Genomic DNA, 24,796 nt, shown 5'->3' with positions numbered 1-24,796 from the left:
GAATTCATCGCGGCGTGGACGGTCGCAGGACGGTGAGGATGTGCGCGGGTGCGCGGCCCGGTTCGAGCCGTACGTAGTTCGTCCTGCCCCAGTGATGGATGTCGCCGGTGAGCTCGTCGCGCACCGGGGTGGACTCGTGCCAGCCGAGCCCCAGTTGCGGCATGTCCAACGAGACGGTCGCCTCCTGGGTGTGGTGCGGGTCGAGGTTCACGACCACCACAACCGTGTTCGAGCCACTCTGTTTCGAGTACACGATCACCTCGTCCTTGTCGGCGTGATGGAAGTGCACCTGACGTAGTCCGCGCAGGGCGGGGCTACGGCGGCGGATGTCGTTGAGCGCGGTCAGGAGCGGGGCGATCGTGCGCCCTTCGCGGGCAGCCGAATCCCAGTCCCGAGGCCGCAGTTGGTACTTCTCGGAGTGCAGATACTCCTCGCTACCGGGTCGTAGCGGTGCGTTTTCGCAGAGTTCGTATCCGCTGTAGACGCCCCAGGTCGGCGAGAGGGTCGCGGCGAGCACCGCGCGGAGCTCGAAGGCGGGGCGGCCGCCGTGCTGCAGGAACTCGTGCAGGATGTCCGGGGTGTTCACGAAGAAGTTCGGTCGCATGACGGCGGCCGACTCCCCGGCCAACTCCTGTACGTACTCCGTGAGTTCGGACTTCGAGTTGCGCCAGGTGAAGTACGTGTACGACTGCTGGAAGCCGATCTCGGCGAGGGTGCGCATCATCGCCGGACGGGTGAACGCCTCGGCCAGGAAGATCACGTCGGGGTCGGTACGGTTGATGTCCGCGATGACCTGCTCCCAGAAGACGACCGGCTTCGTGTGCGGGTTGTCGACGCGGAAGATGCGTACGCCGTGCGCCATCCAGTGGCGCAGGACGCGGGTGGTCTCCGCGATCAGCCCCGGCATGTCCTGGTCGAAGGCGATGGGGTAGATGTCCTGGTACTTCTTCGGCGGGTTCTCGGCGTAGGCGATGGTGCCGTCGGAGCGGTGGTGGAACCACTCGGGGTGCTTCTCCACCCAGGGATGGTCCGGCGAGCACTGCAGCGCGAAGTCGAGGGCGATCTCCAGGCCCGCGTCGCGCGCGGCCGCCACGAACCGGTCGAAGTCCTCGATCGTGCCGAGGTCCGGGTGGATCGCGTCGTGACCGCCCTCCGGGGAGCCGATGGCCCACGGCACACCGACGTCGTGCGGGCCGGGCGAGAGACTGTTGTCCGGGCCCTTGCGGTACGTCGTGCCGATGGGATGGACCGGCGGCAGATAGACCACGTCGAAACCCATCGCGGCGATGGCCGGCAGCCGGCCCGCGGCGGTGGCGAACGTGCCGCTCACCGGCGGCGCGCCCGCTTCCACCACGGCGCCCTCCGAGCGGGGGAAGAACTCGTACCACGCCCCGTACAGCGCCCGCTCGCGCTCCACCAGCAGCGGCAGCTCCTCGGAGGAGGAGACCGGCTCGCGCAGCGGATGGCGGGAGAGGACCGCGTCGACGTCCGGCGCGAGCGCGGCGGCGAGCCGGGCGGCGGCCGGGCGGGTCGTGTCGCGGAGCGCGGCAACGGCCTGCAGAACCGTTTCGCGCAGCGGTTTGGGAAGGTCCGGTACGGCGCGTTCGTACAACAACGCGCCGTCCTCCAGGACCAGTTCCGTGTCGATCCCCGCGGGGATCTTGATCCCGGCGGCGTGCCGCCAGGTCGTGACCGGGTCGCCCCACGCCTCCACGGCGAAGGTCCACGCCCCGGTCGCGTCGGGGGTGACCTCGGCGCCCCAGCGGTCGGTGCCCGGGGCGAGTTCGCGCATCGGGGTCCAGGGGCCGGGCGTCCCGTCGGGGCCGCGCAGTACCACGTTCGCCGCGACGGCGTCGTGGCCCTCGCGGAAGACGGTGGCCGTGACCTGGAACGTCTCGCCGACGACCGCCTTGGCCGGGCGGCGGCCGCGATCGACGACCGGACGTACGTCGCGGACGGGGATACGGCCGATGGTGACTTCCGCCGGCGGCGACGGGACCTTGGCGGGGGCCGGCTTCTTCGGCGCGGCGGTTTTCTTCGAGGCGGTTTTCTTCGCGGCGGCTTTCTTCGACTTGCCCGGGGCTGCCCCGTTCGTGCGGGTGCGCTGCGCCGATGACGCGGCCGCGGGGGCTGATGACTTGCCGGACGACTTGCCGGAGGACGTCGATGACGGGCGTTGTGCGGGCATGACCGCTCCTGTCCGCGGGGCTCGGGGGTTGCGGAGACGACATTCGGGGAGAGGGCCGTGCAGTGGTGCCGAAAGGCGTACCGGGGGAGCCTTCCACGCTCTTCGGGCGGGCAATCCGGTGCTTTGTTAACTACTCGCGCGTAAGAGCACACACAAGACCGGTCCCGCTCGAGGAGACGGGACCGGCTCATGAACTCACCTTTCGCCTAGGGGGTGTTGACCTGGAGCAGCTTGTTCGGTGAGCCGAGTCCGGCACCGGTCACCCGGTCCGATGCGGTCCGGTCGGCCAGTGCCTTGCCCACCTCCGCGGGCGTGGCCCCCGGATGGTCGGCGAGATAGAGCGCGGCCGCGCCCGCGGCGTGCGGCGTGGCCATCGACGTACCGGAGAAGGTGGCCTTCCCGGTGTCACTGGCGTACGACGCGGACGTGATGTCCACCCCGGGTGCGAACAGGTCGACTCGAGTACCCCAGTTGGAGAAACTTGCACGTGCGTCCTGCTGGTCGGTCGCGCCGACCGTGACGGCCTCCTGGACCCGAGCCGGGGAGTACAGGCTCGCCGGGAGACCGTCGTTGCCCGCGGCCACGGTGTAAGTGACCCCGGAAGCAATGGAGTTGCGTACCGCTGCGTCGAGCTGGGCATTGGCGTACCCGCCCAGGCTCATGTTGGCCACTGCGGGTTTCTTCGCGTGCTTGGTCACCCAGTCGATGCCCGCGATGACCTGGGCCGTGGTCCCCGACCCCTCGTCGTCGAGCACTCGCACGGCGACCACGTTAGCCTTCTTCGCGACCCCGTAGCTCGCGCCCGCGACGGTTCCGGCCACGTGCGTGCCGTGCCCGTTGCCGTCCTGCGCGGTGGCGTCGTCGTCCACGAAGTCCCAGCCGTAGGACGCCCGTCCGCCGAAGTCCCGGTGACTGATGCGGACGCCCGTGTCGATCACGTACACGGTCGTGCCGGCCCCCGCCGACTCCGGCCAGGTGTACGACGTGTCGAGCGGCAGATCGTTCTGGTCGACGCGGTCCAGGCCCCACGAGGGCGGGTTCTTCTGGGTGTGGTCGTTGGCGACCTTCGTGTCCTGTACGACCGAGGCCACGCTCGGATCGGCCGCGAGCTGTCCGGCCCGCGCCTCGTTGACCTTCACCGCGTACCCATTGAGCGCCTTGCTGTAGGTGTGGCGTATTTTCGCCCCGTACCTGTCGGCGAGGTCCTTGCCGGCCTTGGACGGAGCGCTGGTTCCCCCCTTCAGTGTCACGATGTAGCTGCCCGTCACGGCGCCGGGGTCACCGGCCCCGAATATCCGCCCCTGCGCGGGGGCGGCGTGTGCGGGCAGTGTGATGGCCGAAACCACCGCGGCCGTGGCGATGGCGATGAGCCCGCCGGTCCAGCGCGTCCGCCGCTTCCGTGTCACTGGCACGGTCACTGCCATGTGTGAGTTCCCCTCCTCAACTCGACGCATTCAAGCGCCAGTTGGCAGCCTCTCGTGCGGTGTGAAGTGCCACAAGGATGCACGAGGGGGCGGAATCGGCCATATCGCCCGTGGTCGAGTCGTGGCGGCGGCATGAGGGTTGCGGCGACTTCCGGCCGTTCGAGGTGCCGATCCGGGGCCGCCCCATCTCTCCCGTCGCCCGCCGACGGGAAAAGCGAGGGCGGCAGAAGAAGCGGCGGGGCCTTGCTCGGGCGTGCGAGCCTGAGCGCATGTCGATCATTCACCGCACCACCCTCCGGCCCACCAAGCTCGAACTCCTCACCGACTGGCTGCCGAAGCAGTCCTGGTTCGAGGGTTCCGGCAGCCCGGAGCTGACCAAGGCCGGCGGATTCCGGCTCGACGACCCGGACGGCGAGGTCGGGATGGAGTTCATGGCCGTCACCGACGAATCCGGCGCGCGCCCGGTGACGTACCACGTGCCGATGACCTACCGCGGCGCCCCGCTGCCGGACGCGGCCGAGGACGCGCTCATCGGCACCCTCGTGCACGGCGTGCTCGGCGAGCGGTGGGTGTACGACGGCGCCCGGGATCCGCTGCTCGTCGGCCAGTTGGCGGCGCTTCTGCGGGGCGAGGTGCCGGCGCACGCGCAGAGCGTCGACGGCGCGCTCGACCCGGCGGTGCGCGTACGGCTCGACGGAGCCGCCGCGTCGCGGCCGCAGATCGTCCGCGTGCTGGAGCCGGGCAGCTCGGTGCCCGACGCGCCGGGCGAGGTCGGCGCCGAGTGGCGGCGCGCGGACGGGAGCGTGGTGCGTGGGGTGTTCGTGACGGTTCGGGCGGACTGAGCTGTTCCGGGCGTTGCGGGGTGGTCCGTGCCGAAGTGATCTGCCATCGTGGACGGGCCTCCGGTGACCGCCGGGCGGCGTGTTTCCCGAGCGGGGGAGAGGTACGGATGAGCGCGACACGACGGCTCGCGAGGCTGTTCACGGGGGCTGCCCTGGCGACGGGGGCCCTGATCGGTACGGCCGCCGCCCCGGCGACGGCCTACAGCCCGAACCCGACGGTCAGTGCCTACTACCGCGACACGGGGTCCTGCCCGTGCAGCGGCGGCACGCTCGACGACCCGTTCGACGGCACGTACTTCGGGAAGGACGCGGGCGGGTACGCGGTCAAACTGGAGCTGAACCAGGGCGGTTCGTTCGTCGGCAAGGTGGAGTTCCACCCGAACGACGAGAAGCTCCGGGTCTACGACACCAAGAACGACGGCGACACGTTCCACGTCCGGATCTCGTACACCTCGGGCGGCACCACCCACAACCTCGGCACGTACGTGGCGCCCGGCACGGACGCCGTCGCGGACCGCGTCGTCAAGGACTTCGACATCCCCGAGGGCGCGGGCGTCGACATCTCCGTGTACGACGACGCCGGGCTCACCGACTACATCGGCGGGGCGCGCGGCACGGGCGGGGCGGTCGCCTGACCTGATCGCGGTGCGGGGCGCCCGCCGCGTGCACGGCGGACAGCGCGCGAGCCGTGCCCTCGCCGAGTCGGGGCGCGGCGAACTCGCCGCCGGGCGCGACACGTTCGGGCCAGTGTCACGTACGGTCCCGCCGCTCTCGGGGACGGCTCCCGCAGCTGCCCCGGCACCATGTGTTCCCCCAAGTCACCTGCTCCCCACGCGTGTTCTGTCGGCGTTCCAGGAGGTCGCGCCGCGGGTGGCTCCATGCGCCGTGGCCCACGGGGCCGCCGCGCACTAACGTCGTGGATGACGTCCGGGACGCGCGACGTGGTGCGTCCCGCAGCGGAGCACCCGGCCGCGCTCCCCCCGACCGACCGCCGACGCCCCCGCTGCACGCGCGAAAGGGGAACTGTGAAGGCCATCCGTCGTTTCACCGTCCGCCCGGTCCTGCCCGAACCGCTCGCCCCGCTCCATGAACTGGCCCGCAATCTGCGCTGGTCGTGGCATACCGCCACCCGTGACCTGTTCGCCGCCGTCGACCCGGAGCGCTGGGCCGGCTGCGACGGCGACCCGATGCGTCTGCTGGGCAGCGTGGCCCCGTCCCGGCTCGCCGAACTCGCCGGGGACGAAGGGTTTCTGGCCACCCTCAGCGAGGTCGCCGACGATCTGCGCGGCTACCTCCAGGACGACCGCTGGTACCAGACACACGCGCAACAGGCCGAACTCCCGTCCGCCATCGCCTACTTCTCGCCGGAGTTCGGCATCACGGCCGCCCTGCCGCAGTACTCCGGCGGCCTCGGCATCCTCGCCGGCGACCACCTCAAGGCCGCCAGCGACCTCGGCGCCCCGCTCATCGGCGTGGGCCTGCTCTACCGGCACGGCTACTTCCGCCAGTCACTGTCCCGGGACGGCTGGCAGCAGGAGACGTATCCCGTCATCGACCCGAACGAACTGCCGCTGACCCTGTTGCGCGAGCCCGACGGCACGCCCGCACACCTCGCGATCGCGCTGTCCGGCGAGCGCCGGCTGCTCGCCCGCGTCTGGGTGGCGCAGGTCGGCCGCGTACCCCTGCTGATGCTGGACTCGGACGTCGAGGAGAACGACGTCCACGAACGCGAGGTGACCGACCGGCTGTACGGGGGCGGCAGCGAGCACCGGCTGCTCCAGGAGATGCTGCTCGGCATCGGCGGCGTACGGGCCGTGCGCACGTACTGTCGCCTCACCGGCCACCCCGCCCCCGAGGTCTTCCACACGAACGAGGGCCACGCGGGACTCCTCGGCGTGGAGCGCATCGCCGAACTGGTCGCCGAGGGGCTGGACTTCGACGCGGCGCTCGAAGCGGTCCGGGCCGGCACGGTCTTCACCACGCACACCCCCGTCCCGGCCGGTATCGACCGCTTCGACCGCGAACTCGTCGCCCGGCACTTCGGATCCGCCGCCGAACTCCCCGCGCTGGACGTGGAGCGGATCCTCGGCCTGGGCATGGAGACGTACCCGGGCGGCGACCCGAACGTCTTCAACATGGCGGTGATGGGGCTCCGGCTCGCCCAGCGCGCGAACGGCGTCTCCACGCTGCACGGCGCGGTCAGCCGGGAGATGTTCTCCGGGCTGTGGCCGGGCTTCGACCCCGAGGAGGTGCCGATCACCTCCGTCACGAACGGGGTGCACGCCCCGACCTGGGTCGCGCCCGAGGTCTTCCGGCTCGGCGCCCGCCAGATCGGCGAGCGGCGCACCGAGGACGCCCTGTCGGTCGGCGGCTCGGACCGCTGGGACGCCGTCGGCGAGATCCCCGACCGGGACATCTGGGACCTGCGCCGGGAGCTGCGCGGCCAGCTGGTCGACGAGGTGCGCGCACGGCTCACCGCGTCCTGGCGGCAGCGCGGCGCCGGAGCCGCCGAACTCGGCTGGATCGACGGGGTGCTGGACCCGGACGTCCTGACGATCGGCTTCGCCCGCCGCGTCCCCTCGTACAAGCGGCTCACGCTGATGCTGCGCGACCCGGACCGGCTGATGCGGCTGCTGCTCGACGAGGAGCGGCCGGTGCAGATCGTCGTCGCGGGCAAGGCCCACCCGGCCGACGACGGCGGCAAGCGCCTCGTCCAGGAACTGGTCCGCTTCACCGACGACCCGCGCGTGCGCCACCGCATCGTGTTCCTGCCCGACTACGGCATGGCGATGGCGCAGAAGCTCTACCCCGGCTGCGACATCTGGCTCAACAACCCGCTCAGGCCGCTGGAGGCGTGCGGCACGTCCGGCATGAAGGCCGCCCTGAACGGCTGCCTCAACCTGTCGGTCCTGGACGGCTGGTGGGACGAGTGGTTCGAGCCGGACTTCGGCTGGGCGATCCCCACGGCCGACGGCACCGCCACCGACGAGCACCGCCGCGACGACCTGGAGGCGGCCGCGCTCTACGACCTCCTGGAACGCCGGGTGACCCCGCGCTTCTACGAGCACGGCCCCGACGGGCTGCCCGACCGCTGGATCGACATGGTCCGCCAGACGCTCACGCACCTCGGCCCGAAGGTCCTGGCCGGCCGGATGGTCCGGGAGTACGTCGAGAAGCTGTACGCCCCCGCGGCCCGCTCCGACCGGGCGCTCACCCCGGACACGGCACGGGAGCTGGCGGCCTGGAAGTCCCGGGTCCGTACGGCCTGGACCCGCGTCGCGGTCGACCACGTCGAGGCGTCGACGGCCACGGCGGAACTCGGCGCGACACTGTCCCTGCACGTCCGGGTGGCCCTCGGCGACCTGGTCCCCGACGACGTGGAGGTACAGGCGGTGGCGGGCCGGGTCGACGCCGAGGACAGCATCGCGGAGGCCACCACGGTCCCGCTGAAGTCGGTCTCGGGCCCCGACGAGGAGGGCCGCTGGTCCTACGAGGGCCCCCTCGCCCTGGACCGCACCGGCCCCTACGGCTACACGGTCCGCATCCTGCCCACCCACCGGCTGCTGGCGTCGGCGGCCGAGGCGGGCCTGGTCACGGAGCCCTCGGAGACGCTCGGGGAGGGGGCCGGGGTGCTGATGCGGTGACCCCGCGGGCGCGCACGGTCAGTCGAGGGCGAGGAGCACGATGCTCTCCGAGGCCGGGCGCGCCCTGTCGTAGCGGTCCTCCAGCCAGGCCAGTGACGCGGCGGCGAAGCGGAACTCCGTGGCCGACGCCTCGTCCCCGGGGCCGCCGCGGTCCGAGGGGCGCTCCGCTTCGGCGGCGAGGATCGCGAGGGCGAGCCGGGCCCGCCGGAACGTCCGGGCGTCGGGGCGGTGCCCGCGGCGCAGCAGCGAGACGGCGTGCTCGTCGACGGCGCGGGCCTGTTCGGCGAGAAAGCGGTGTGCCGCGGCGTCGCCACGGACGGTCTCCACCAGGCGGTGCGCCAACGGGCCGATCCGCCGGGCCGCCTGATGGGGCTCGGCGATCCACTCCCGCGGGGACCCGAGGGGGAGTTCGAAGGCCACCGTGTCCCGCTTGTCCGACGGTGTGTGATGCAGCCGGGCGGAGTACCGCGACGCCGCCAGTGACAGGGATCCGCCCACGTCGAGTGCGTACACGTCCTTGCGCAGGGCCAGGATCCGTTTCGTCGCCGCGTCGGGGCGAGGGGCCGTCGCGGCGCGGTCGCCGTCGGAGCGTCGGGCGGCCGCCCTGAAGCGGTCGCCGTCGGAGCGACTGGTGGCCGCGCTGGCGAGGTCCCCGGCGAGTGCCGTCTCCACGAGGTCCAGGTGCGGGCGTCGCTGGCGGCGCCGCTGGTCGGAGCCCGGAGCCGACAGCTCCTGCACCGTCACCTGGACCCGCTGCCAGACGCCGCTCAGCGAACGGGCCGCCTCGTCGTTCCTTCCCTCGGTCAACCTCCTGGGCAGGGAACCGAGTTCACGCAGGACATCCTCCTCCAGGAGCGTGATGAACCGGTTGCAGTCGTCGAGGTGCAGCTGACGGGCGTGCCGGGCCACGGCGTCGACCGCCGCGAGATCGTCGGTGACGCCCAGACCGAAGTCCGGGTCGAGGGCGAGGCTCTGCCGGTGCAGCGTGCTCAGCGTCTGTTCTAGGTGCGCCCACTGGGCACGGAGCGGCTGGTCGGTGTCCGTGGTCAGCCGCACCACGAGCTTGACCGCGCGCCGCACCCGCATGACCAGCACCGCCGTCCGCAGGCTCAGGGCCAGCGACGGCCCGGAGACGTCCTTGCCGACCCGGGCCTGGAGTTCGGCGGTCGTCACGCGGCGCGGGTCGAGGCGGGCGGCCCCGACCCACAGCGGATCGCGGCCGAGGCCGTCCGGCGGCTCCGCCGTCCAGACGTCGTACACCTGCTGCGGGTCCATCTCCGCCGTGTGCGGCAGCCGGAACCGGGCCGGTCCGCCCACCGTCTCGTTCACCCAGTCCACGAACGCGCGGGCGTCGCGCCAGCGCACGCCGGTCACCACTTCGTGATCGGCGGGAACGTCGGCGCAGTCGGGGCGCGCCGCTCCGTCCCAGCCGCCGCGGTCGCGCAGGAAGCGGGCGTAGGTGTGGGCGTCGACCGGGGCGCACAGCCGTCCTCCGTCGCCGGTCCGCTTGGTGCCGCGCAGCCGTCGCAGCAGGAAGACGCCGTCGACCAGCTTGCGGTGCTCGTCGTCGAACCGGGCGTCGGCGGGCGCGTCCAGCAGCCGCTCCAGGCGGGCCCGCAGCTCCGGGTCCAGCTCGTTGCCCTCCTCGGCGCACTCGAAGGCCAGGGCGAGGGCCGACACGCTGCCCGCGCGCAGACCCGCCTCCACCACGGGACCGACATCGGCTCCGGCCGCGTACAGCAGGGTGCACTCCCGCCACCAGTCGTCCTCCACGGCGTCGACCAGTGTCTCGACGAGTCCCTTCTCCCGTACGTGTTCGGCGGCGAGGTACTCCTGGATGGTGAGGTGAGCGAAGCCGTACAGGCCCTTCTCGCGCTCCACCAGCAGACCGTTCGAACTGACGTCGTCGAGGAAGGCCTCCGCGGTGAGCTGTGCGGAGACGCGCGGCAGGACCTGGCGCAGGGCCTCTTCGCACTGGCTGCGGCTGTGGGTGGCGGTGCGCGCGGTCATCATCTTGAACGCCAGCTCCCGCAGGACCGTCTCCTTCTGCGCGCCGCGCGGCTGCACCACGAGTTGCTTGGCGTCGTGCCGGCGCCACAGCATCACCTGGCAGATCTCCCGGTACAGATCGGCCCGGCTGCCGGGCAGCGCGCCCCGGTAGCGGTGCACATTGGCGATCATGGTGAGGAGCAGCGGGTTCACCGTCAGGTCGTAGAGGTCGGGGTTGGCCCGCAGCCGGGTCAGCAGGTCCCCGGCCTGGTCCTCCGCCCGTGACGTGGTGTCCTCCGCGCCCTCGGGGCTCGCGTGCCGTTCGACCGCCAGGTACCAGCTGTGGATGAACCTGGCCATCTGCTCGTCGGTGAACTGCCGGGTCTGCAGGACCGTCGCGCCTTCCACCGGGGCGCTCAGATAGCCGCGGGGCCGGGACGTGATGACGTAGTCGTTGCCGGGGTACTCCTTGATCTGCCGCTCGACCCAGTTGACGACGATGCGGCGGTCCAGCAGATCCGCGACCTCGTCGAGGCCGTCCAGCAGGACGAGGCAGTCCCCGGCCTCCAGCCGTTCCTCGAACCAGCCCGGCGGTTCCTCCTGCGCGTACCGCCCGAGGCCCGACCGGATCACGTCGGCCAGCGGGAGCCGTTCGTTCGCCACGAGATCGTCGGCGACGCTGCGCAGGTACAGCAGCACGGGAACGCCACGGGTCCGCCGCTCCCTGGCCAGGCAGGCGCGGCGGGCCGTGTGCCGCAGGAGCGTCGTCTTGCCGGTGCCGGGAGCGCCGACGACGGCGAGGACCTGGCCCTGTTCGCCGTCGAGGAAGTCGGTGATCGAGCGGCGCTCGTCCGTGGGGTGGTCGGTGAGCACGTCCTCGGGGATCTGTCCCGGGGCCCGGTAGGCGAGGCTCACGTTGACGTAGACGTCGTCGAGCTCGGGCGCGTAGTGCCCGATGGTCGCGAGTCCCTTCTGCTCCATGACGCGCAGGCTCTGCGCCAGGAACTGCGTGTAGACGCGCCCGAAGGAGCTCATCCGGCGGCTGAGGGCGCTGTCGGCGCTGTCCAGCCAGCGCCGGCGGCGCATCGCCACGAGATCCCGGGCGAATCCGCCCGCGAACCGGCCCGCGGTGAGGACCACCGCGTACCCGAGGAAGAGCACGGCGGCCACCACGTAGTGCTCGCGGACCAGATCGTGGAAGAACCCGGTCAGCGCGGAAGGCGGTACGAGGAGAGCGGCGAGCCAGCCGAGTCTGGGCAGCAATTCCGCCTTGGACGCCGTCTCTTGGCGGTCCGCATCCGCAGTCATCCGTCAATTATCGGGCAGACAGGGGACGTTGGGGCTGCGGATGCGCCCAACAGGACAGAATCAGGGGCGCACGGGAGTCGGCTCCCGTGCGCCCCTCGGATCAGGCTCGGTGATCGGCTACTTGACGTTCACGCCCGCCCAGGCCGCGTCCACGGCCTTGTACTCGGCGGAGTCCGCGCCGTACAGGTCCTTCGCCGCGCTCAGCGTGCCGGTGCGCGCCGCCGCGTAGTTGGTGCTCGACGTGAAGTACGTCGTCAGCGCCTTGAACCAGATCTGCTCGGCCTTGTCGCGGCCGATCCCGGTGACCGTCGAGCCGTCCGAGGTCGGCGAGTCGTAGTCGACGCCGTTGATCGTCTTCTTGCCGCTGCCCTCGCTGAGCAGGTAGAAGAAGTGGTTCGCGATGCCGGACGAGTAGTGCACGTCGACGTTGCCCGCGCCGGTCTTCCACGCGTCGAGCGAGGCGCCGTCCTTGCTCGGCTTGTCCATGTAGCGCAGCGGGGAGCCGTCGCCGTTGATGTCGATCTTCTCGCCGATGAGGTAGTCACCGGCGTCCTCGCTGTTGTTCGCGTAGAACTCGACCGAGGTGCCGAAGATGTCCGAGGTCGCCTCGTTCAGGCCGCCGGACTCGCCGCTGTAGATCAGGCCGGCGGTGGCCGCCGTGACGCCGTGGCTCATCTCGTGCGCGGCCACGTCGAGGGCGGTGAGCGGGTTCTTGTTGCCCTCGCCGTCGCCGTACGTCATGCAGAAGCAGCTGTCGTCCCAGAACGCGTTGACGTACGCGTTGCCGTAGTGGACGCGGGAGTAGGCGCCCTTGCCGTCGCCGTTGATGCCGCTGCGGCCGAAGACTTCCTTGTAGAAGTCCCAGGTCTCCTGGGCGCCGTAGGCGGCGTCGACACCGGCGGTCGCCGGGTCGTTGACCGTGCCGTCGCCCCACTTGTCGTCGGCGTCGGTGAACAGCGTGCCCTTGCCGGACGAGCCGTTCTTGAGGTCGTACGTGGAGTGGCCGCCGCGGGTGCCGTCGGTCAGCGCGTACGACGAGCCCGACTGGGTCGTGCCGATCTCGACGCTGCCGCTGTACTCGGACTCGCCGGTGCCGGTCTTGATCTCGTCGAACTGGGTGATCTTCTTGCCGGTCGCGGCGTCCGTGACGACGTGCAGCCGGCTCGGCGTGCCGTCCTTCTTGGTGGACTTCACGACCTTCTCGTACGCGAGTCTGGGCGTGCCGGTGGCCGCCCAGACGATCTTGCGGGCGCCGGACGGGGCCGCCTTGAGGGAGGCGCCGCCGGTCGCGACGTCGATCGACTTCGACGTGGCCTTGGTGACGCCTTCGCGCTTGCCGGACTTCGACTCGTGCACGACGAGGTCGCCGCCGAGGACGGGCAGGCCGTCGTAGGTGCGCTCGTAGCGGGTGTGCGTGGTGCCGTCGCGGTCCTTGACCACGTCACGGACGACCAGCTTCTCCTTCGAGTCGAGCTTCAGCTCCTTCGCCGTGGCGGCGGTCTTCGCGCTCGCGTCCTGGATCAGGTCCGCCCGGGCCGATGCGCTGAGGGCCAGTGGGGTGGCCGCGGGCGCGGAGGGCTGGGCGGAGGCGCCGGTGGTGGTCAGCGCGGTGGTCAGCAGAGCGCCGGCGGCGACGGCCGTGGCGATGGACAGGGTCGTGCGACGGGATATGTGGGGAGTCACGAAGAAAGCTCCTTGAGTGATGTGGGGGGAGTGAGCTTTGCCGTGCGGGTGGTGCGGATGATGCTTGCGGTGCGAACACTGCGGGAAAACTTTGACAGTTGAGGACCGGCTGTGTCATGTACGCGATCGCAGGTTGGCCGGAATTCGTCCGTTGAGCGAAAACTGACGCACGTATTGCGAACGGAACATGAACGGGCCGGCACGTGAACGGGCGCGCCGCCCCGGGGAGTCGAACCACCGGAGCGACGCGCCCAGCTGGGGCGGGACGGTTACGGGAACGTCAGCTTGAAGCTGTTGATGTAGCCCGTGTCCTGCGCGCCGAGGTCCTGGACCTTCAGCTTCCAGACGCCGTTGGCCGTCTCCGTGGAGGCGTTGACCGTGTACGTGGTCTGGATGTTGGGGGTCGGGTCGTACACCGACGAGTGCAGCCGGTACGCCTTCCCGCTCGGGCCGACCAGGTCGACCTGGAGGTCACCGCTCCACGTGTGCACGATGTCGACGCCGACCTTCAGGGTGGACGGCGCCTTGCCGGTGATGCCGGAGACCGTCACGGACGAGGTGACCGCCGCGCCGGGGGAGTCCGGGATGTTGACGTTGGCGTCGTTCGTGAACGTCTTGCCGGTGCCCGGGTCGCCGCCGCCGGAGCGGGCGCCGACGTTGATCGCGGCGAACGCGTCCTGCACCGCCTTGTACTCGGTGGACGTCGTCCCGTACAGCTCACCGGCCGCCGCGAGCGCACCGGTGCGCGCCCCCGCGTAGTTGGTGGTCGACGTGAACTTCGTGGTCAGCGCCTTGAACCAGATCAGCGCGGCCTTGTCGCGGCCGATGCCGGTGACGGGCAGGCCGTCGGAGGTCGGCGAGTCGTAGCTCGTCCCGTTGACGACCTTCGCGCCGCTGCCCTCGCTGAGCAGGTAGAAGAAGTGGTTGGCCGGGCCCGACGAGTAGTGCACGTCGATCGAGCCGATACCGGAGTACCAGGCGTCCTTGGACGCGCCGTCCTTGCTCGGCTTGTCCATGTAGCGCAGCGGGGTGCCGTTGCCGTTGATGTTGATCTTCTCGCCGACGAGGTAGTCGCCCGGGTCGGAGGTGTTGCCCGCGTAGAACTCGACGGCCGCCGCGAAGATGTCGGAGGTCGCCTCGTTCAGACCGCCGGACTCACCGCTGTAGTTGAGGCCCGCGGTGTTCGAGGTGACGCCGTGCGTCATCTCGTGCGCGGCCACGTCGATCGAGGTGAGCGGCTTGGTGTTGCCGCTGCCGTCGCCGTACGTCATGCAGAAGCAGCTGTCGTCCCAGAACGCGTTCACGTACGCGTTGCCGTAGTGGACCCGGGAGTACGCGCCGACGCCGTCGCCGCGGATACCGGTGCGGCCCTGCACGTTCTTGTAGTAGTCCCAGGTCAGCGCGGCGCCGTAGTGGGCGTCGGCCGCGGCCGTCTCGGTGTTGGAGGCCTGGCCGTTGCCCCAGGTGTCGTCGGTGCCCGAGTAGAGGGTGCCGGTGCCCGACGTGCCGCGGTTGAGGTTGTACGTCTTGTGGCCGCCGCGCCCGGTGTCATTGAGGGTGTACGACGATCCGGACTGCGCGGTGCCGAGCGTCACGGTCCCGCTGTACTGGGTGTTGCCGGTGCCGGTCTCGATGGCCTGCCACTCGTGCAGCTTGTTGCCGGTGGCCGCGTCCGTGATGACGTGCAGCTCGTTCGGCGTGCCGTCCTCCTGGAGACCGCCGACCACGGTCTCGTACGCGAGCGTGGGCTGCCCCTTGGCCGCACCCTGCCCCAGCCACACGACCTTGCGCGGCGCGCGGGACGCCTCGGTCTTCTTCGAACCGTCGGCCTTCGCGAGCTTCAGCGCCTGCGTCTCGGCGACGGCCGGCTTGACGTCGGCCGTCGTGTCCACGCCCTTGAGCTGGGCCTTCGACGCCTTCGTGACACCCTGCTCGGCACCGGACTTGGCGGTGTCGACGATCAGGTCGCCGCCGAGGACCGGGAGTCCGTCGTAGGTGCGCTCGTAGCGGGTGTGGGTGGTGCCGTCGCGGTCCTGCAGCACGTCACGGACGACGAGCTTCTCCTTGGCACCGAGGCCCAGGTCCTTCGCGGTGTCGGCCTTCGCCTTCGTGGAGTTCGCCGAGCGCAGCAGTTCGGCGCGCTTGGAGGGGGAGAGCTTCACGGGCAGGGCGCCCGGGTCGGCACCGCGCGTGGCGTTCGCGGTGGCCTGTGCCGCCGGACTCGCGTCCCGGGCGTCGGCCGCGGTGGCCGGGCCCGACTGGAACGCGACGGCGAGCAGGGCGGTGACGGCTCCGACGGCCGCGGCGGCAGTGGCCCGGCGTCTGTGGGAGGTGGAGGTGCTTCTCAACGCTGACTCCTTCTGCGTGGCCGCGGTGGTTGCGCGGCCAGTGGGGACCGGACGGCGGGTGGCCGTGCGGGCAGAACGCAGTGCAGGCAGTGCGGGTTTGACGCATGGAGAAGGTGCGGTGGCCGCGCGCTTCGGTGCTGTGGGGCAGCTGTGCGGCGGCCGTTGGGAAGAGTGGCAGCAGAGAGCGCCGTCTGTCAGGAGCGCGCCAACAGGTTGGCCAGAAATGGTTCGGTGCGCGGGGGGCCATGTTCGATATGCGGGGTGGGGGTGGGTGGGGTGGGAGTGGTCCGGAGGGTGGGGGTGTGGGGCGTCTACCTCGCGGTACGTCGTGGTGAGGAGTCTTGCCGGGTGTCCGGAATGGTGGGGTCCGGCTGGTGGGCGGGGGTGGGGTGTGCATGTGGGAGCGGTGGGGTGGGTGGGGGGCCTTGCTCGGCCGTGGCTGCTTTTCGTCCCCCGTGCTGGTGTTGAGGCCGCGGGGCTCTGTTGTGGGCCTCGCGTGTCGAGCGGCTGGGTGTGTGTTGAGGTTGCGGGGCTCTGCCCCGGGCCCCGCTCCTCAAGCGCCGGAGGGGCTGGATTTGCTTGAGGTCGCGGAGGCGGGCGGGGTCAGGACACCAGGCTTTCGCGCCAGGCCCGGTGCAGGTCCGCGAAGGAGCCCGTGCCCGCGATGAGTTCCGCCGGGGAGCCGTCCTCGACCACCCTGCCGTGCTCCATCACCAGGACCCGGTCCGCGATCTCCACCGTGGACAGGCGGTGCGCGATCACCACGGCCGTGCGGCCGCGCAGCACCGTGAGCATCGCCCGCTGCACCGCCCGCTCCCCGGGGATGTCGAGGGAGCTCGTCGCCTCGTCGAGGATCAGCACCGCCGGGTCCGCGAGCAGTGCCCGGGCGAATGCCACCAACTGCCGCTGCCCCGCGGAGATCCGGCCGCCGCGCTTGCGCACATCCGTGTCGTAGCCGTCGGGCAGCGCGGTGATGAAGTCGTGCGCGCCGATCGCCTTCGCCGCGCGCACGATCTCCTCGCGGCTCGCCTCCGGTCGCCCGATCGCGATGTTCTCGGCGACGGTCCCGGAGAACAGGAACGCCTCCTGCGTCACCATCACCACCCCGCGCCGCAGCTCCGCGTTGGACAGCTCGCGCAGGTCGACGCCGTCGAGCAGGACCCGCCCGTGCGAGGGGTCGTAGAAGCGGGCGAGCAGCTTGGCCAGCGTGGACTTGCCCGCACCGGTGGAGCCGACCACGGCGACCGTCTGTCCGGCGGGCAGGGTGAGGTCGAAGCGGGGCAGCACCTCGCCGCCCGTGCGGTAGCCGAAGGAGACGTCGTCGAACGCGACCTCGCGGCCCGGCCGTTCGTCGGCGAGCGCGGGCAGCGGGCGCGGCGTGCCCGGCTCCGGCACCGACGGCGTCTGCTCCAGCAGGCCCGCGATCTTCTTCAGGGACGCGGCCGCGGACTCGTACGAGTTGAGGAACATCGCGAGCCGGTCGATCGGGTCGTAGAGCCGGCGGACGAAGAGCACCGCGGCCGCCAGCACGCCCAGCGCCAGGGTGCCGCCCGCCACCCGGTACGCGCCCCACAGCACCATGCCCGCCACCGCCGTGTTCGCGATCAGGCGGGAGGCGACGACATAGCGCGCCATCTCCAGCATGGCGGTGCCGTTGGCCCGCTCGTGCCGGTGGTTCAGCACGCCGAAGTGCTCGTCGTTCGCCCGCTCCCGGCGGAACGCCCGCACCGGCCGGATCCCGTTCATCGTCTCGACGAACTTCACGATGACCGCCGCGATCGCCGACGACCGCTCCCCGTACGCCTGCGCGGCCCGCCGCCGGTACAGCCGGATCAGGAAGTACAGCGGCACGAAGGACAGCGCCGCGACCGCGCCGATGCCCAGGTCCAGCCAGAGCAGCATCGCCGTGATGTAGAGCGAGGCGAGGATGACGTTGACCAGTTCCTGCAGGCCCTCGGAGAGCAGCTCGCGCAGCGACTCGACGTCCGTCGTGGCCCGCGAGATGACCCGGCCCGAGGTGTACCGGTCGTGGAAGTCGACGCTGAGCGCCTGCGCGTGCCGGAAGATCCGGCCGCGCAGATCGAGCAGCACGTTCTGGCTGACGCGGGCGGACAGTTGGACGTACGCGTACTGGAAGGCGGCCGAGCAGCACGCGGTGAGCAGGAAACCGACGCCGACCGCGACCAGCGGACCGTAGTCGTGCGTCCGGAACGCGGGCACCGCGCTGTCGATGGCGTACGCGACGATCAGCGGTCCGGACTGCACCGCCGCCTGCTGCAGCAGCAGGGCGAGGACGGTGAGCCAGGCCGTGCGCCGGTGCGGCGCGAGCAGCGAGCGCAGCAGCACGCCCGTCGCGCCGCTCGACGTGGGCAGGTCGTCCTGGTCGAACGGGTCGCCGGGGCCGCCGGGGTAGGGGAGCCGGACCTCCTCGTCCTCCTCGGGCTCCGTGGTCATGTCCGTGTTCGTGGTGGTCGTCATGCCCGCGCCGCCTTCCCCGTGTCGCCTGCCGTGTCCGCCGTGTCCGCCGTGTCCCCCGACATCAGATGCCGGTACTCCGCGTTCGTGCGCAGCAGTTCGTGGTGGGTGCCCACCGCCGTGACGCGCCCCTGCGAGAGCAGGGCGACCCGGTCGGCGAGCAGCACCGTGGACGGGCGGTGCGCGACGACGAGTGCGGTGCTGTCCGCGAGGACCCGGCGCAGCGCCGCCTCCACCGCGGCCTCCGTGTGCACGTCGAGCGCGGACAGCGGGTCGTCCAGGATCAGGAAGCGCGGCCCGCCCACGACGGAGCGGGCCAGCGCGAGGCGCTGCCGCTGGCCGCCCGACAGGCTCAGCCCCTGCTCGCCGACCTCCGTGCCGACGCCGCCCGGAAGCCGCCGCACGAAGTCGGCCTGCGCCACCCCGAGCGCCCGCTCCAACTGCTCCGGCGTGCTGTCCGGCGCGCCCATCAGCACGTTCTCGGCGACCGACGCGGAGAACAGGGTCGGCTCCTCGAACGCCATCGACACCAGCGTGCGCAGCTCCTCGCGCGGGACGGCGGTGATGTCCCGCCCGTCGAGCGTGATGCGCCCCGCCGTGACGTCGTACAGCCGGGGCACGAGCGCGGTCAGCGTCGTCTTGCCGCTGCCGGTCGCGCCGACCAGGGCCATCGTCTCGCCGGACCGGATGTGCAGATCGATGCGGCGCAGCGTCGGCTCGGAGTCCTCGGCGGCGTCCGGGTAGCGGAACTCCACGCCGTCGAAGCGGAGTCCGCCGTCCGTGCCGTCGGCATCGGCCTGCGGGCGCACGCGTGGATCCTCCTCCGCGGCGTCCATCACCTCGAAGTACCGCCGGGTCGCCGTCGCCGCCTCCTGGCTCATCGCCAGCAGGAAGCCGATGGACTCGATGGGCCAGCGCAGCGCGAGCGCCGTCGACAGGAACGCCACCAGCGTGCCCGCCGACAGCGCGCCGTCCGCGACCTGGACCGTGCCGATGACGAGGGCCGCGCCGAGGGCCGCCTCCGGCAGCAGCGTGATCACCGCGAGGATGCCGGCGAGCAGCCGCGCCTTGGCCAGCTCGGTGCCGCGCAGCGTACGGGACAGGTCACGGAAGGCGCGGGCCTGGCTGCGGTGCCGCCCGAACCCCTTGATGATCCGGATGCCGAGCACCGACTCCTCGACGACGGTCGTCAGATCGCCGACCTGGTCCTGGGCGCGGCGGGACGCCTGCGCGTACCCGTGCTCGAACCGGTAACAGACCACGATCAGCGGCACGGCCGGCGCGAGCAGGACCAGGCCGAGCCCCCAGTCCTGCACGACGAGCAGGGCGAGCCCGGCGGCGATCGTCACCCCGTTCACGATCAGGAACGTCAGCGGGAAGGCGAGGAACATCCGCACGACCATCAGGTCCGTCGTGCCGCGCGACAGCAGCTGGCCCGAGGCCCACCGGTCGTGGAACGACACCGGCAGCCGCTGCAGATGCCGGTACAGATCGGCCCGCATCGCCGCCTCCACCCCCGCGAGCGGCCGCGCCACGAGCCAGCGCCGCAGCCCGAACAGCAGCGCCTCCGCGACGCCGAGCGCGAGCAGCACCCCGGCCCCGAGCCACACCCCGCCCGGATCACGGTCCGTGACCGGCCCGTCCACGATCCACTTCAGCACCAGCGGGAACACGAGCCCCAGACACGACGCGAGCACGGCCACCACGGCGGCGCCCGCCCACCGGGCCCGCACCGGCCGTACGTAGGGCCACAGCCGCAGCAGGGTCCGTACCGCCGACTGCGGTACAGGCGCCGCGAGTTGGGACGGTGGGTCGATCCGGCCGGGGTCCGTGGTAGCTGCATCATCAGTCGCCATCAGGGGTGAGACTACGGTTCGGCACTGACATCGCCCACCGGGTTTCGGACGGCGTCCGGCCGCCGGCGTCCGAGGTCGTACCCCTCATCAACCGATCGGTTGATCCCCCTTCGAGCGCGATGGCCGATGCCCCGGCCGCCCCCGTCCGGCGACGCTGGTGCCATGACCACCACCGCCGCACCACTCATCGAGGTCGCCGGGCTGCGCAAGGCGTACGCCGGGCGGGCCGTCGTCGACGGGATCTCGTTCGCCGTCGAGGAGGGCGAGATCTTCGGGATCCTCGGGCCGAACGGAGCGGGCAAGACCACCACCGTCGAGTGCGTCGAGGGCCTGCGCGTCCCCGACGAGGGGCGGGTGCGGGTCGCGGGCCTCGACCCCGTACGCGACCACGACCAGGTCACCCGCATCCTCGGCGCCCAGCTCCAGGAGAGCGAGATCCAGCCGAAACTGACCGTCAAGGAGGCCCTGGAGCTGTACTCGGCCTTCTACCCGGACCCGCTCGACTGGCGGCCGCTGGCCGAGCGGCTGCGGCTCGACGAGAAGCTCGGCACGCGGTTCGCGGGGCTCAGCGGAGGCCAGAAACAGCGCCTGTTCATCGCGCTCGCCCTCGTCGGCAACCCGCGCGTCGTCGTCCTCGACGAATTGACCACCGGACTCGACCCACGCGCCCGCCGCGACACCTGGCAGCTCATCGAGGACGTACGGGACAGCGGAGTCACCGTCCTGCTCGTCACGCACTTCATGGAAGAGGCGCAGCGGCTGTGCGACCGCATCGCCGTCATCGACCGCGGAAGGATCGCCGCCCTCGACACCCCCGACGGGCTGATCCGCCAGGCCGCCGGGGCGACCGTCATCTCCTTCACCCCGTCCGCGCCGCTCGACGACCGCGAGCTGACGGCCCTGCCCCAACTGGCCTCCGTCGAGCACAAGGACGGCCGGGTGACCCTCACCGGCAGCGACGAGACCGTCGACGCCGTGCTCACGCTGCTCGCCCGGCACCGCATCACCGCCCACCAACTCCGCGTCGCCGACGCCACGTTGGACGACGCGTTCCTCGACCTGACGGGAGCCGGCCAGTCATGAGCACCGCCACCGCCACCCCAGCCACCCCGCGGCGCCGGCCCGCCGCCGACACCGCCGTCCTGAAGGCCGAGATCCGCCTCTTCCTGCGGGACCCCGGAGCCCTCTTCGGCGTCATGGCCTTCCCGCCGCTCCTGCTGGTGATCCTCGGCTCCGTCCCGGCGTTCCGGGAGCCCGACTCGGGCCCCGGCGGGCTGCGCCTGATCGACGCCTACGTGCCGATCACCGTGCTGCTCCCGCTCATCGTCGCGGGCCTGCAGGCCATGGCGCCGGTCCTCGCCGGATACCGGGAGCACGGCGTCCTGCGCCGCATGTCGACGACGCCGGTACGGCCGTCCGCCCTGCTCGGCGCGCAGATGGCCATCCACGGCGCCGCGGCCCTCGCCTCGTCGCTGCTGTCGCTCGCCATCGGACGGCTCGCCTTCGACGTCGCCCTGCCCGAGCAGGCCTTCGGCTATCTCCTCGCGCTCGTCCTGTCCGTCGTCGTCGCCCTGTCGCTCGGCGCGCTGGTCGCCGCCCGCGCCCGCACCCAGAAGCTCGCGAGCGCCATCGGCTCCTCCGTGTTCTTCCCCAGCATGTTCTGCGCCGGGGTGTGGCTGCCGGTGCAGTCGATGCCGCGCGTCCTCGCCGACATCGTGCAGGCCACCCCGTTCGGCGCCGCCGCGCAGGCCCTGAACGAGGCCGCCGCCGGACACTGGCCGTCCTGGATCCACCTGGGCGTGCTCGCCGCGTGGGCCGTCCTGCTGTCCGGCGCCGCCGCGCGCTGGTTCCGCTGGGAGTGACCCGATGAGCGAGGCCGCGGCCGTGCAGACTGGACGCATGACGACGGGAACGGGACCGGACAGCGCCGCTGCCGCCGCGGCCATGAGCGTGGAGGAGCGCTGGGCCAGCTTCCACCGCTACGGGCCCCTGGGCCTGCTCGGTGTCTCCGTCGTCCTGTCCGCCGCGACGGCCGACGTCGTCGGCATGAACCGCCTCGACTTCTTCGTCTGCGTGCCGCTGTCGCTCGCCGCCCTGGCCCTCCAGGTGTGGTGGTACCGGGCGATGCGCACCAGGCCCGGCCGGACGCCGGTCAGCGTCGCGTACTTCTGGATCCGCTGGGCGCTCGCGTTCGTCCTCGCCCTGACCAATCCGTTCTTCTCGTTCTACGCGGCCGCCGCCTACTTCGACGTCGAGCGGCTGGTGCCGCGCCGGATGGTCCGGCCGGGCGTGTTCGCCGCGGTCGTCATCGTGGCCGGAGCCCAGTCCGGCGGGCTGCCGCCGCAGGGCGCCGTCGCCTGGGCCGTGTTCGGCGGGCTCCTCGCCGTCAACCTGACCCTCGCCGCGATCATGGGGCACCTCAACGCCAAGGAGAACGAGCGGGCCCTGATCCAGGCCGAGACGATCGCCGAGCTGGAACGCACGAACACCGCGCTCCAGCAGGCCCTCGACGAGAACGCCCAGCTGCACACCCAACTCCTGGTCCAGGCGCGGGAAGCCGGCGTCGCCGACGAACGCCGCCGGCTGGCCGCCGAGATCCACGACACCATCGCCCAGGGCCTGACCGGGATCATCGCCCAGCTCCAGGTCGTCGCCAACGCCCCCACCCCGGAGGCCGCCCGCGAGCACCTCGACCGCGCGTCCGGCCTCGCCCGGCACAGCCTCGGCGAGGCCCGCCGCTCCGTGCACAACCTTTCCCCGGCGGCGCTGGCCGACGCCTCTCTGCCCGAGGCGCTCAAGAAGACGGTCGCCGACTGGGCCGACCGCACCGGGGTACGCGCCGAGTTCACCCTCACCGGCGCCGCCGAGCCACTGCACGACGAGATCGAGGCGACCCTGCTGCGCATCGTCGAGGAGGCCCTGTCGAACGCGGCCCGGCACGCCCGCGCCACCCGTCTCGGCGTCACCCTGTCCTTCATGGCCGGCGAGGTCACCCTGGACGTCCGCGACGACGGCATCGGCTTCGACCCGCTCACCGTGTCCCATCGCACCGCCCGCACCGGCAGCGGCGGCTTCGGCCTCGACGGCATGCGGGCCCGGGCCGAGCGCATCGCGGGCGACCTGACGGTCGAGGCGGAGCCGGGCGGCGGCACGGCGATCTCGGCTCGCGTACCGTTGGTGCGCCATGACTGACCCAGTGATCACGCTCCTGATCGTCGACGACCATCCCGTGGTCCGTGACGGCCTGCGCGGCATGTTCGACTCCGCCGCCGGATTCCAGGTGCTCGGCGAGGCCGCGAACGGGGTCGAGGCCGTCGCCCGCGTCGCCGAACTCGACCCGGACGTCGTCCTGATGGACCTGCGCATGCCGGGCGGTGGCGGCGTCGACGCCATCCGGGAGCTGACCCGGCGCCGGGCCCGCGCCCACGTCCTCGTGCTCACCACGTACGACACGGACTCCGACACCCTGCCCGCGATCGAGGCGGGCGCCACCGGCTATCTGCTCAAGGACGCCCCGCGCGAGGAGCTGTTCACCGCGGTCCGCGGCGCCGCCGAGGGCCGCTCCGTGCTCTCCCCGGCGGTCGCCTCGCGCCTGGTCACCGCCGTGCGGACGCCCACCGCCCCCGCCGACGAGACACTCTCCTCGCGCGAGCGCGAGGTCCTGCTCCTGGTGTCCAGGGGCACCTCGAACAAGGAGATCGCGCGCGAGCTGTTCATCAGCGAGGCGACGGTGAAGACCCATCTCACGCACATCTACGCCAAGTTGGGCGTGAAGGACCGGGCGGCGGCGGTCGCGGTCGCGTACGACCGCAAGATCCTCGGCTAGCCGATCTGGTCCGGTGTGACCGTCACCCACCGCTTGTCGGCGGTGACTTTCTGGCCCAGCTCCTTCTGCCGCTTCACGCCGTCCGCCTTCATGGCGTCCAGCTCCTTCATGTAGCTGTCCTTGCGATTGACCCACACGCGGACCCCGCCGTGCGCCACGTCCACCGACCGGAACAGCATCGGACCGTCGCTCTTCGGCGTGTCCCCGGCGGCGAGAATCGGCTTCCGCCACGCGTCGACGTACGTGCTGATGGCCGCGGGCTTGCCCTCGTACCAGGTCGCCGGGGCCCACAGCGTCGGCGTCAACTCGCGCTTCTCCAGGGCCTTCTGGTCGAACGTACCGGCGGCGATCTCCTTGCGGGAGCTCGTCACGTCACCCGTCTTGCGGTCCTTCAGGAGCGCGGCGACACCGATGACGTTCTCCGGCTTCACGTCGTAGCCGTACTTCGGATCGGCCAGCACCATCCGTACGAGGTCCTCGCTCGCGGCGCTCACCACGTACACCTCGATGCCGTGCGAGCGCAGCGCGTGGTACAGCTCGCGCATCCCCTCGGAGAACTCCGGCGGCTCCGCGCCGCCCGGCAGCGGCTTGTCGTAGGCCAGCAGCTCGTCGACGTACCCCTTGAGCTGCTTCAGCGTGAACCCGGAGAAGATCTGCGCGGCCCACGGGTAGCAGACCTGGTCGTCGACCTCGCACAGCCGGTCGTAGTACTCGGTCAGCGTCTCCTTGTGCGCGGCCGTGTCCTTGAAGGGGATCACCTTCAGCGACGGGTCCATCGTGTCCCGCGTCAGGACGCCCTTCGTCTCCAGGAACGGCAGCAGCGACTCTTCGAGGTCGTTGCGGTACGTCGTGTTGTCCGCGTCGAAGGTGGCGTACGCGCCCTGGTCCGCGTGCGCCGCGATCACCCGGGCGAGCCGGGTGGCCTCCGGCCGCGGCCAGTGCTTCAGCTCGGCGGCCACGCTCCGCACGGCGGCGTCGTCACGGTCTGCCGCCGCGGTCGCGTCGGCGCCCGGCCACAGCACGGTCGTGGCGACAGCGGCGGCGACCGCGACGCCCACGGCACCGAACAGGAAGGGCTTCTTGCGCAGGGAGTCTCTCTTGGCGAGGTTCACGGCGGGCCACGGTAGGGCGGCCCCGGTCCCCGCGCCATGATCGAAGTCACCGCGCGTGACGGGCATGCACCTGACGGACACGGGTAGCGGCAAGCCCCGTG

The 24,796-nt window shown here is 71.6% G+C and carries 15 protein-coding genes; 7 read left to right on the top strand and 8 right to left on the bottom strand.

Features of this window, described 5'->3' with window-relative positions; translation table 11 throughout:
- Positions 1-4: 4 nt before the first annotated feature.
- Both ACQUQD_RS13035 and ACQUQD_RS13030 read right to left on the bottom strand, forming a co-directional pair.
- Positions 5-2,188 (bottom strand): maltotransferase domain-containing protein, encoded by a 2,184-nt coding sequence (locus ACQUQD_RS13035; protein WP_428952220.1) that lies wholly within the window; start codon positions 2,186-2,188, stop codon positions 5-7.
- Between the two features lie 206 nt (positions 2,189-2,394).
- A complete protein-coding gene (locus ACQUQD_RS13030) occupies positions 2,395-3,612 on the bottom strand; it encodes a S8 family peptidase (protein WP_428952219.1) in 1,218 nt (405 codons plus the stop codon).
- A gap of 269 nt (positions 3,613-3,881) precedes the next feature.
- Here ACQUQD_RS13030 and ACQUQD_RS13025 point away from each other — a divergent pair, with 269 nt between their 5' ends.
- From ACQUQD_RS13025 to ACQUQD_RS13015, 3 genes are all read left to right on the top strand, one after another.
- A complete protein-coding gene (locus ACQUQD_RS13025; RefSeq protein ID WP_428952218.1) occupies positions 3,882-4,454 on the top strand; it encodes a maltokinase N-terminal cap-like domain-containing protein in 573 nt (190 codons plus the stop codon).
- Positions 4,455-4,561: 107 nt separating this feature from the next.
- Positions 4,562-5,089, top strand: a complete 528-nt coding sequence (locus ACQUQD_RS13020) for a hypothetical protein (RefSeq protein ID WP_428952217.1) — start codon at positions 4,562-4,564, stop codon at positions 5,087-5,089.
- A 390-nt stretch (positions 5,090-5,479) separates the two neighbouring features.
- Positions 5,480-8,098, top strand: coding sequence for a glycosyltransferase family 1 protein (locus ACQUQD_RS13015; protein WP_428952216.1), 2,619 nt, complete (start codon positions 5,480-5,482; stop codon positions 8,096-8,098).
- An 18-nt stretch (positions 8,099-8,116) separates the two neighbouring features.
- Here ACQUQD_RS13015 and ACQUQD_RS13010 read toward each other — a convergent pair whose 3' ends face one another.
- From ACQUQD_RS13010 to ACQUQD_RS12990, 5 genes are all read right to left on the bottom strand, one after another.
- Positions 8,117-11,395 carry an NACHT domain-containing protein gene (locus ACQUQD_RS13010; protein WP_428952215.1) on the bottom strand — a complete coding sequence of 1,093 codons (3,279 nt, stop codon included), beginning with the start codon at positions 11,393-11,395 and terminating at the stop codon, positions 8,117-8,119.
- Positions 11,396-11,512: 117 nt separating this feature from the next.
- Positions 11,513-13,078: a M4 family metallopeptidase gene (locus tag ACQUQD_RS13005; RefSeq protein WP_428952214.1), complete on the bottom strand. Its 1,566-nt coding sequence runs from the start codon at positions 13,076-13,078 to the stop codon at positions 11,513-11,515.
- A 269-nt stretch (positions 13,079-13,347) separates the two neighbouring features.
- Entirely contained in the window at positions 13,348-15,426 is a 2,079-nt protein-coding gene (locus tag ACQUQD_RS13000) for a M4 family metallopeptidase (RefSeq protein WP_428952213.1), read from the bottom strand.
- Positions 15,427-16,029: 603 nt separating this feature from the next.
- Complete coding sequence (locus ACQUQD_RS12995) at positions 16,030-17,904, bottom strand: ABC transporter ATP-binding protein (RefSeq protein WP_428952212.1); 1,875 nt, start codon at positions 17,902-17,904, stop codon at positions 16,030-16,032.
- Complete coding sequence (locus ACQUQD_RS12990; RefSeq protein WP_428952211.1) at positions 17,901-19,757, bottom strand: ABC transporter ATP-binding protein; 1,857 nt, start codon at positions 19,755-19,757, stop codon at positions 17,901-17,903. The genes ACQUQD_RS12995 and ACQUQD_RS12990 overlap by 4 nt, the downstream gene beginning before the upstream one ends.
- Before the next feature lie 162 nt (positions 19,758-19,919).
- On the opposite strand from ACQUQD_RS12990, the gene ACQUQD_RS12985 reads away from it, so the two are divergent.
- From ACQUQD_RS12985 to ACQUQD_RS12970, 4 genes are read left to right on the top strand one after another with little or no spacing between them, the layout of a single operon-like run.
- The gene (locus ACQUQD_RS12985) at positions 19,920-20,840 is read left to right on the top strand and encodes an ABC transporter ATP-binding protein (protein WP_428952210.1); all 921 of its coding nucleotides are present in this window, start codon (positions 19,920-19,922) and stop codon (positions 20,838-20,840) included.
- Entirely contained in the window at positions 20,837-21,619 is a 783-nt protein-coding gene (locus ACQUQD_RS12980; RefSeq protein ID WP_428952209.1) for an ABC transporter permease, read from the top strand. Before ACQUQD_RS12985 ends, ACQUQD_RS12980 begins: the two co-directional genes overlap by 4 nt.
- A 37-nt stretch (positions 21,620-21,656) precedes the next feature.
- On the top strand, positions 21,657-22,949 hold the full coding sequence (locus ACQUQD_RS12975) for a sensor histidine kinase (RefSeq protein WP_428952208.1): 1,293 nt from the start codon (positions 21,657-21,659) through the stop codon (positions 22,947-22,949).
- On the top strand, positions 22,942-23,583 hold the full coding sequence (locus ACQUQD_RS12970) for a response regulator (protein WP_428952207.1): 642 nt from the start codon (positions 22,942-22,944) through the stop codon (positions 23,581-23,583). Before ACQUQD_RS12975 ends, ACQUQD_RS12970 begins: the two co-directional genes overlap by 8 nt.
- On the opposite strand, the gene ACQUQD_RS12965 is transcribed toward ACQUQD_RS12970, so the two are convergent.
- The gene (locus tag ACQUQD_RS12965; RefSeq protein WP_428952206.1) at positions 23,580-24,695 is read right to left on the bottom strand and encodes a haloacid dehalogenase-like hydrolase; all 1,116 of its coding nucleotides are present in this window, start codon (positions 24,693-24,695) and stop codon (positions 23,580-23,582) included. The two genes, ACQUQD_RS12970 and ACQUQD_RS12965, sit on opposite strands and share 4 nt — an antisense overlap.
- Positions 24,696-24,796: the final 101 nt, after the last annotated feature.

It is taken from the genome of Streptomyces sp. cg35 (genome assembly GCF_050410835.1).
Lineage (GTDB): Bacteria > Actinomycetota > Actinomycetes > Streptomycetales > Streptomycetaceae > Streptomyces.
This window is presented reverse-complemented; position numbering and strand designations above follow the sequence as displayed.

Coding starts and splice junctions, on each gene's coding strand:
- ACQUQD_RS13035 (WP_428952220.1), bottom strand. CDS start 2,188: ATGCCCGCACAACGCCCGTCATCGACGTCCTCCGGCAAGTCGTCCGGC.
- ACQUQD_RS13030 (WP_428952219.1), bottom strand. CDS start 3,612: ATGGCAGTGACCGTGCCAGTGACACGGAAGCGGCGGACGCGCTGGACC.
- ACQUQD_RS13025 (WP_428952218.1), top strand. CDS start 3,882: ATGTCGATCATTCACCGCACCACCCTCCGGCCCACCAAGCTCGAACTC.
- ACQUQD_RS13020 (WP_428952217.1), top strand. CDS start 4,562: ATGAGCGCGACACGACGGCTCGCGAGGCTGTTCACGGGGGCTGCCCTG.
- ACQUQD_RS13010 (WP_428952215.1), bottom strand. CDS start 11,395: ATGACTGCGGATGCGGACCGCCAAGAGACGGCGTCCAAGGCGGAATTG.
- ACQUQD_RS12995 (WP_428952212.1), bottom strand. CDS start 17,904: ATGACGACCACCACGAACACGGACATGACCACGGAGCCCGAGGAGGAC.
- ACQUQD_RS12990 (WP_428952211.1), bottom strand. CDS start 19,757: ATGGCGACTGATGATGCAGCTACCACGGACCCCGGCCGGATCGACCCA.
- ACQUQD_RS12985 (WP_428952210.1), top strand. CDS start 19,920: ATGACCACCACCGCCGCACCACTCATCGAGGTCGCCGGGCTGCGCAAG.
- ACQUQD_RS12980 (WP_428952209.1), top strand. CDS start 20,837: ATGAGCACCGCCACCGCCACCCCAGCCACCCCGCGGCGCCGGCCCGCC.
- ACQUQD_RS12975 (WP_428952208.1), top strand. CDS start 21,657: ATGACGACGGGAACGGGACCGGACAGCGCCGCTGCCGCCGCGGCCATG.
- ACQUQD_RS12970 (WP_428952207.1), top strand. CDS start 22,942: ATGACTGACCCAGTGATCACGCTCCTGATCGTCGACGACCATCCCGTG.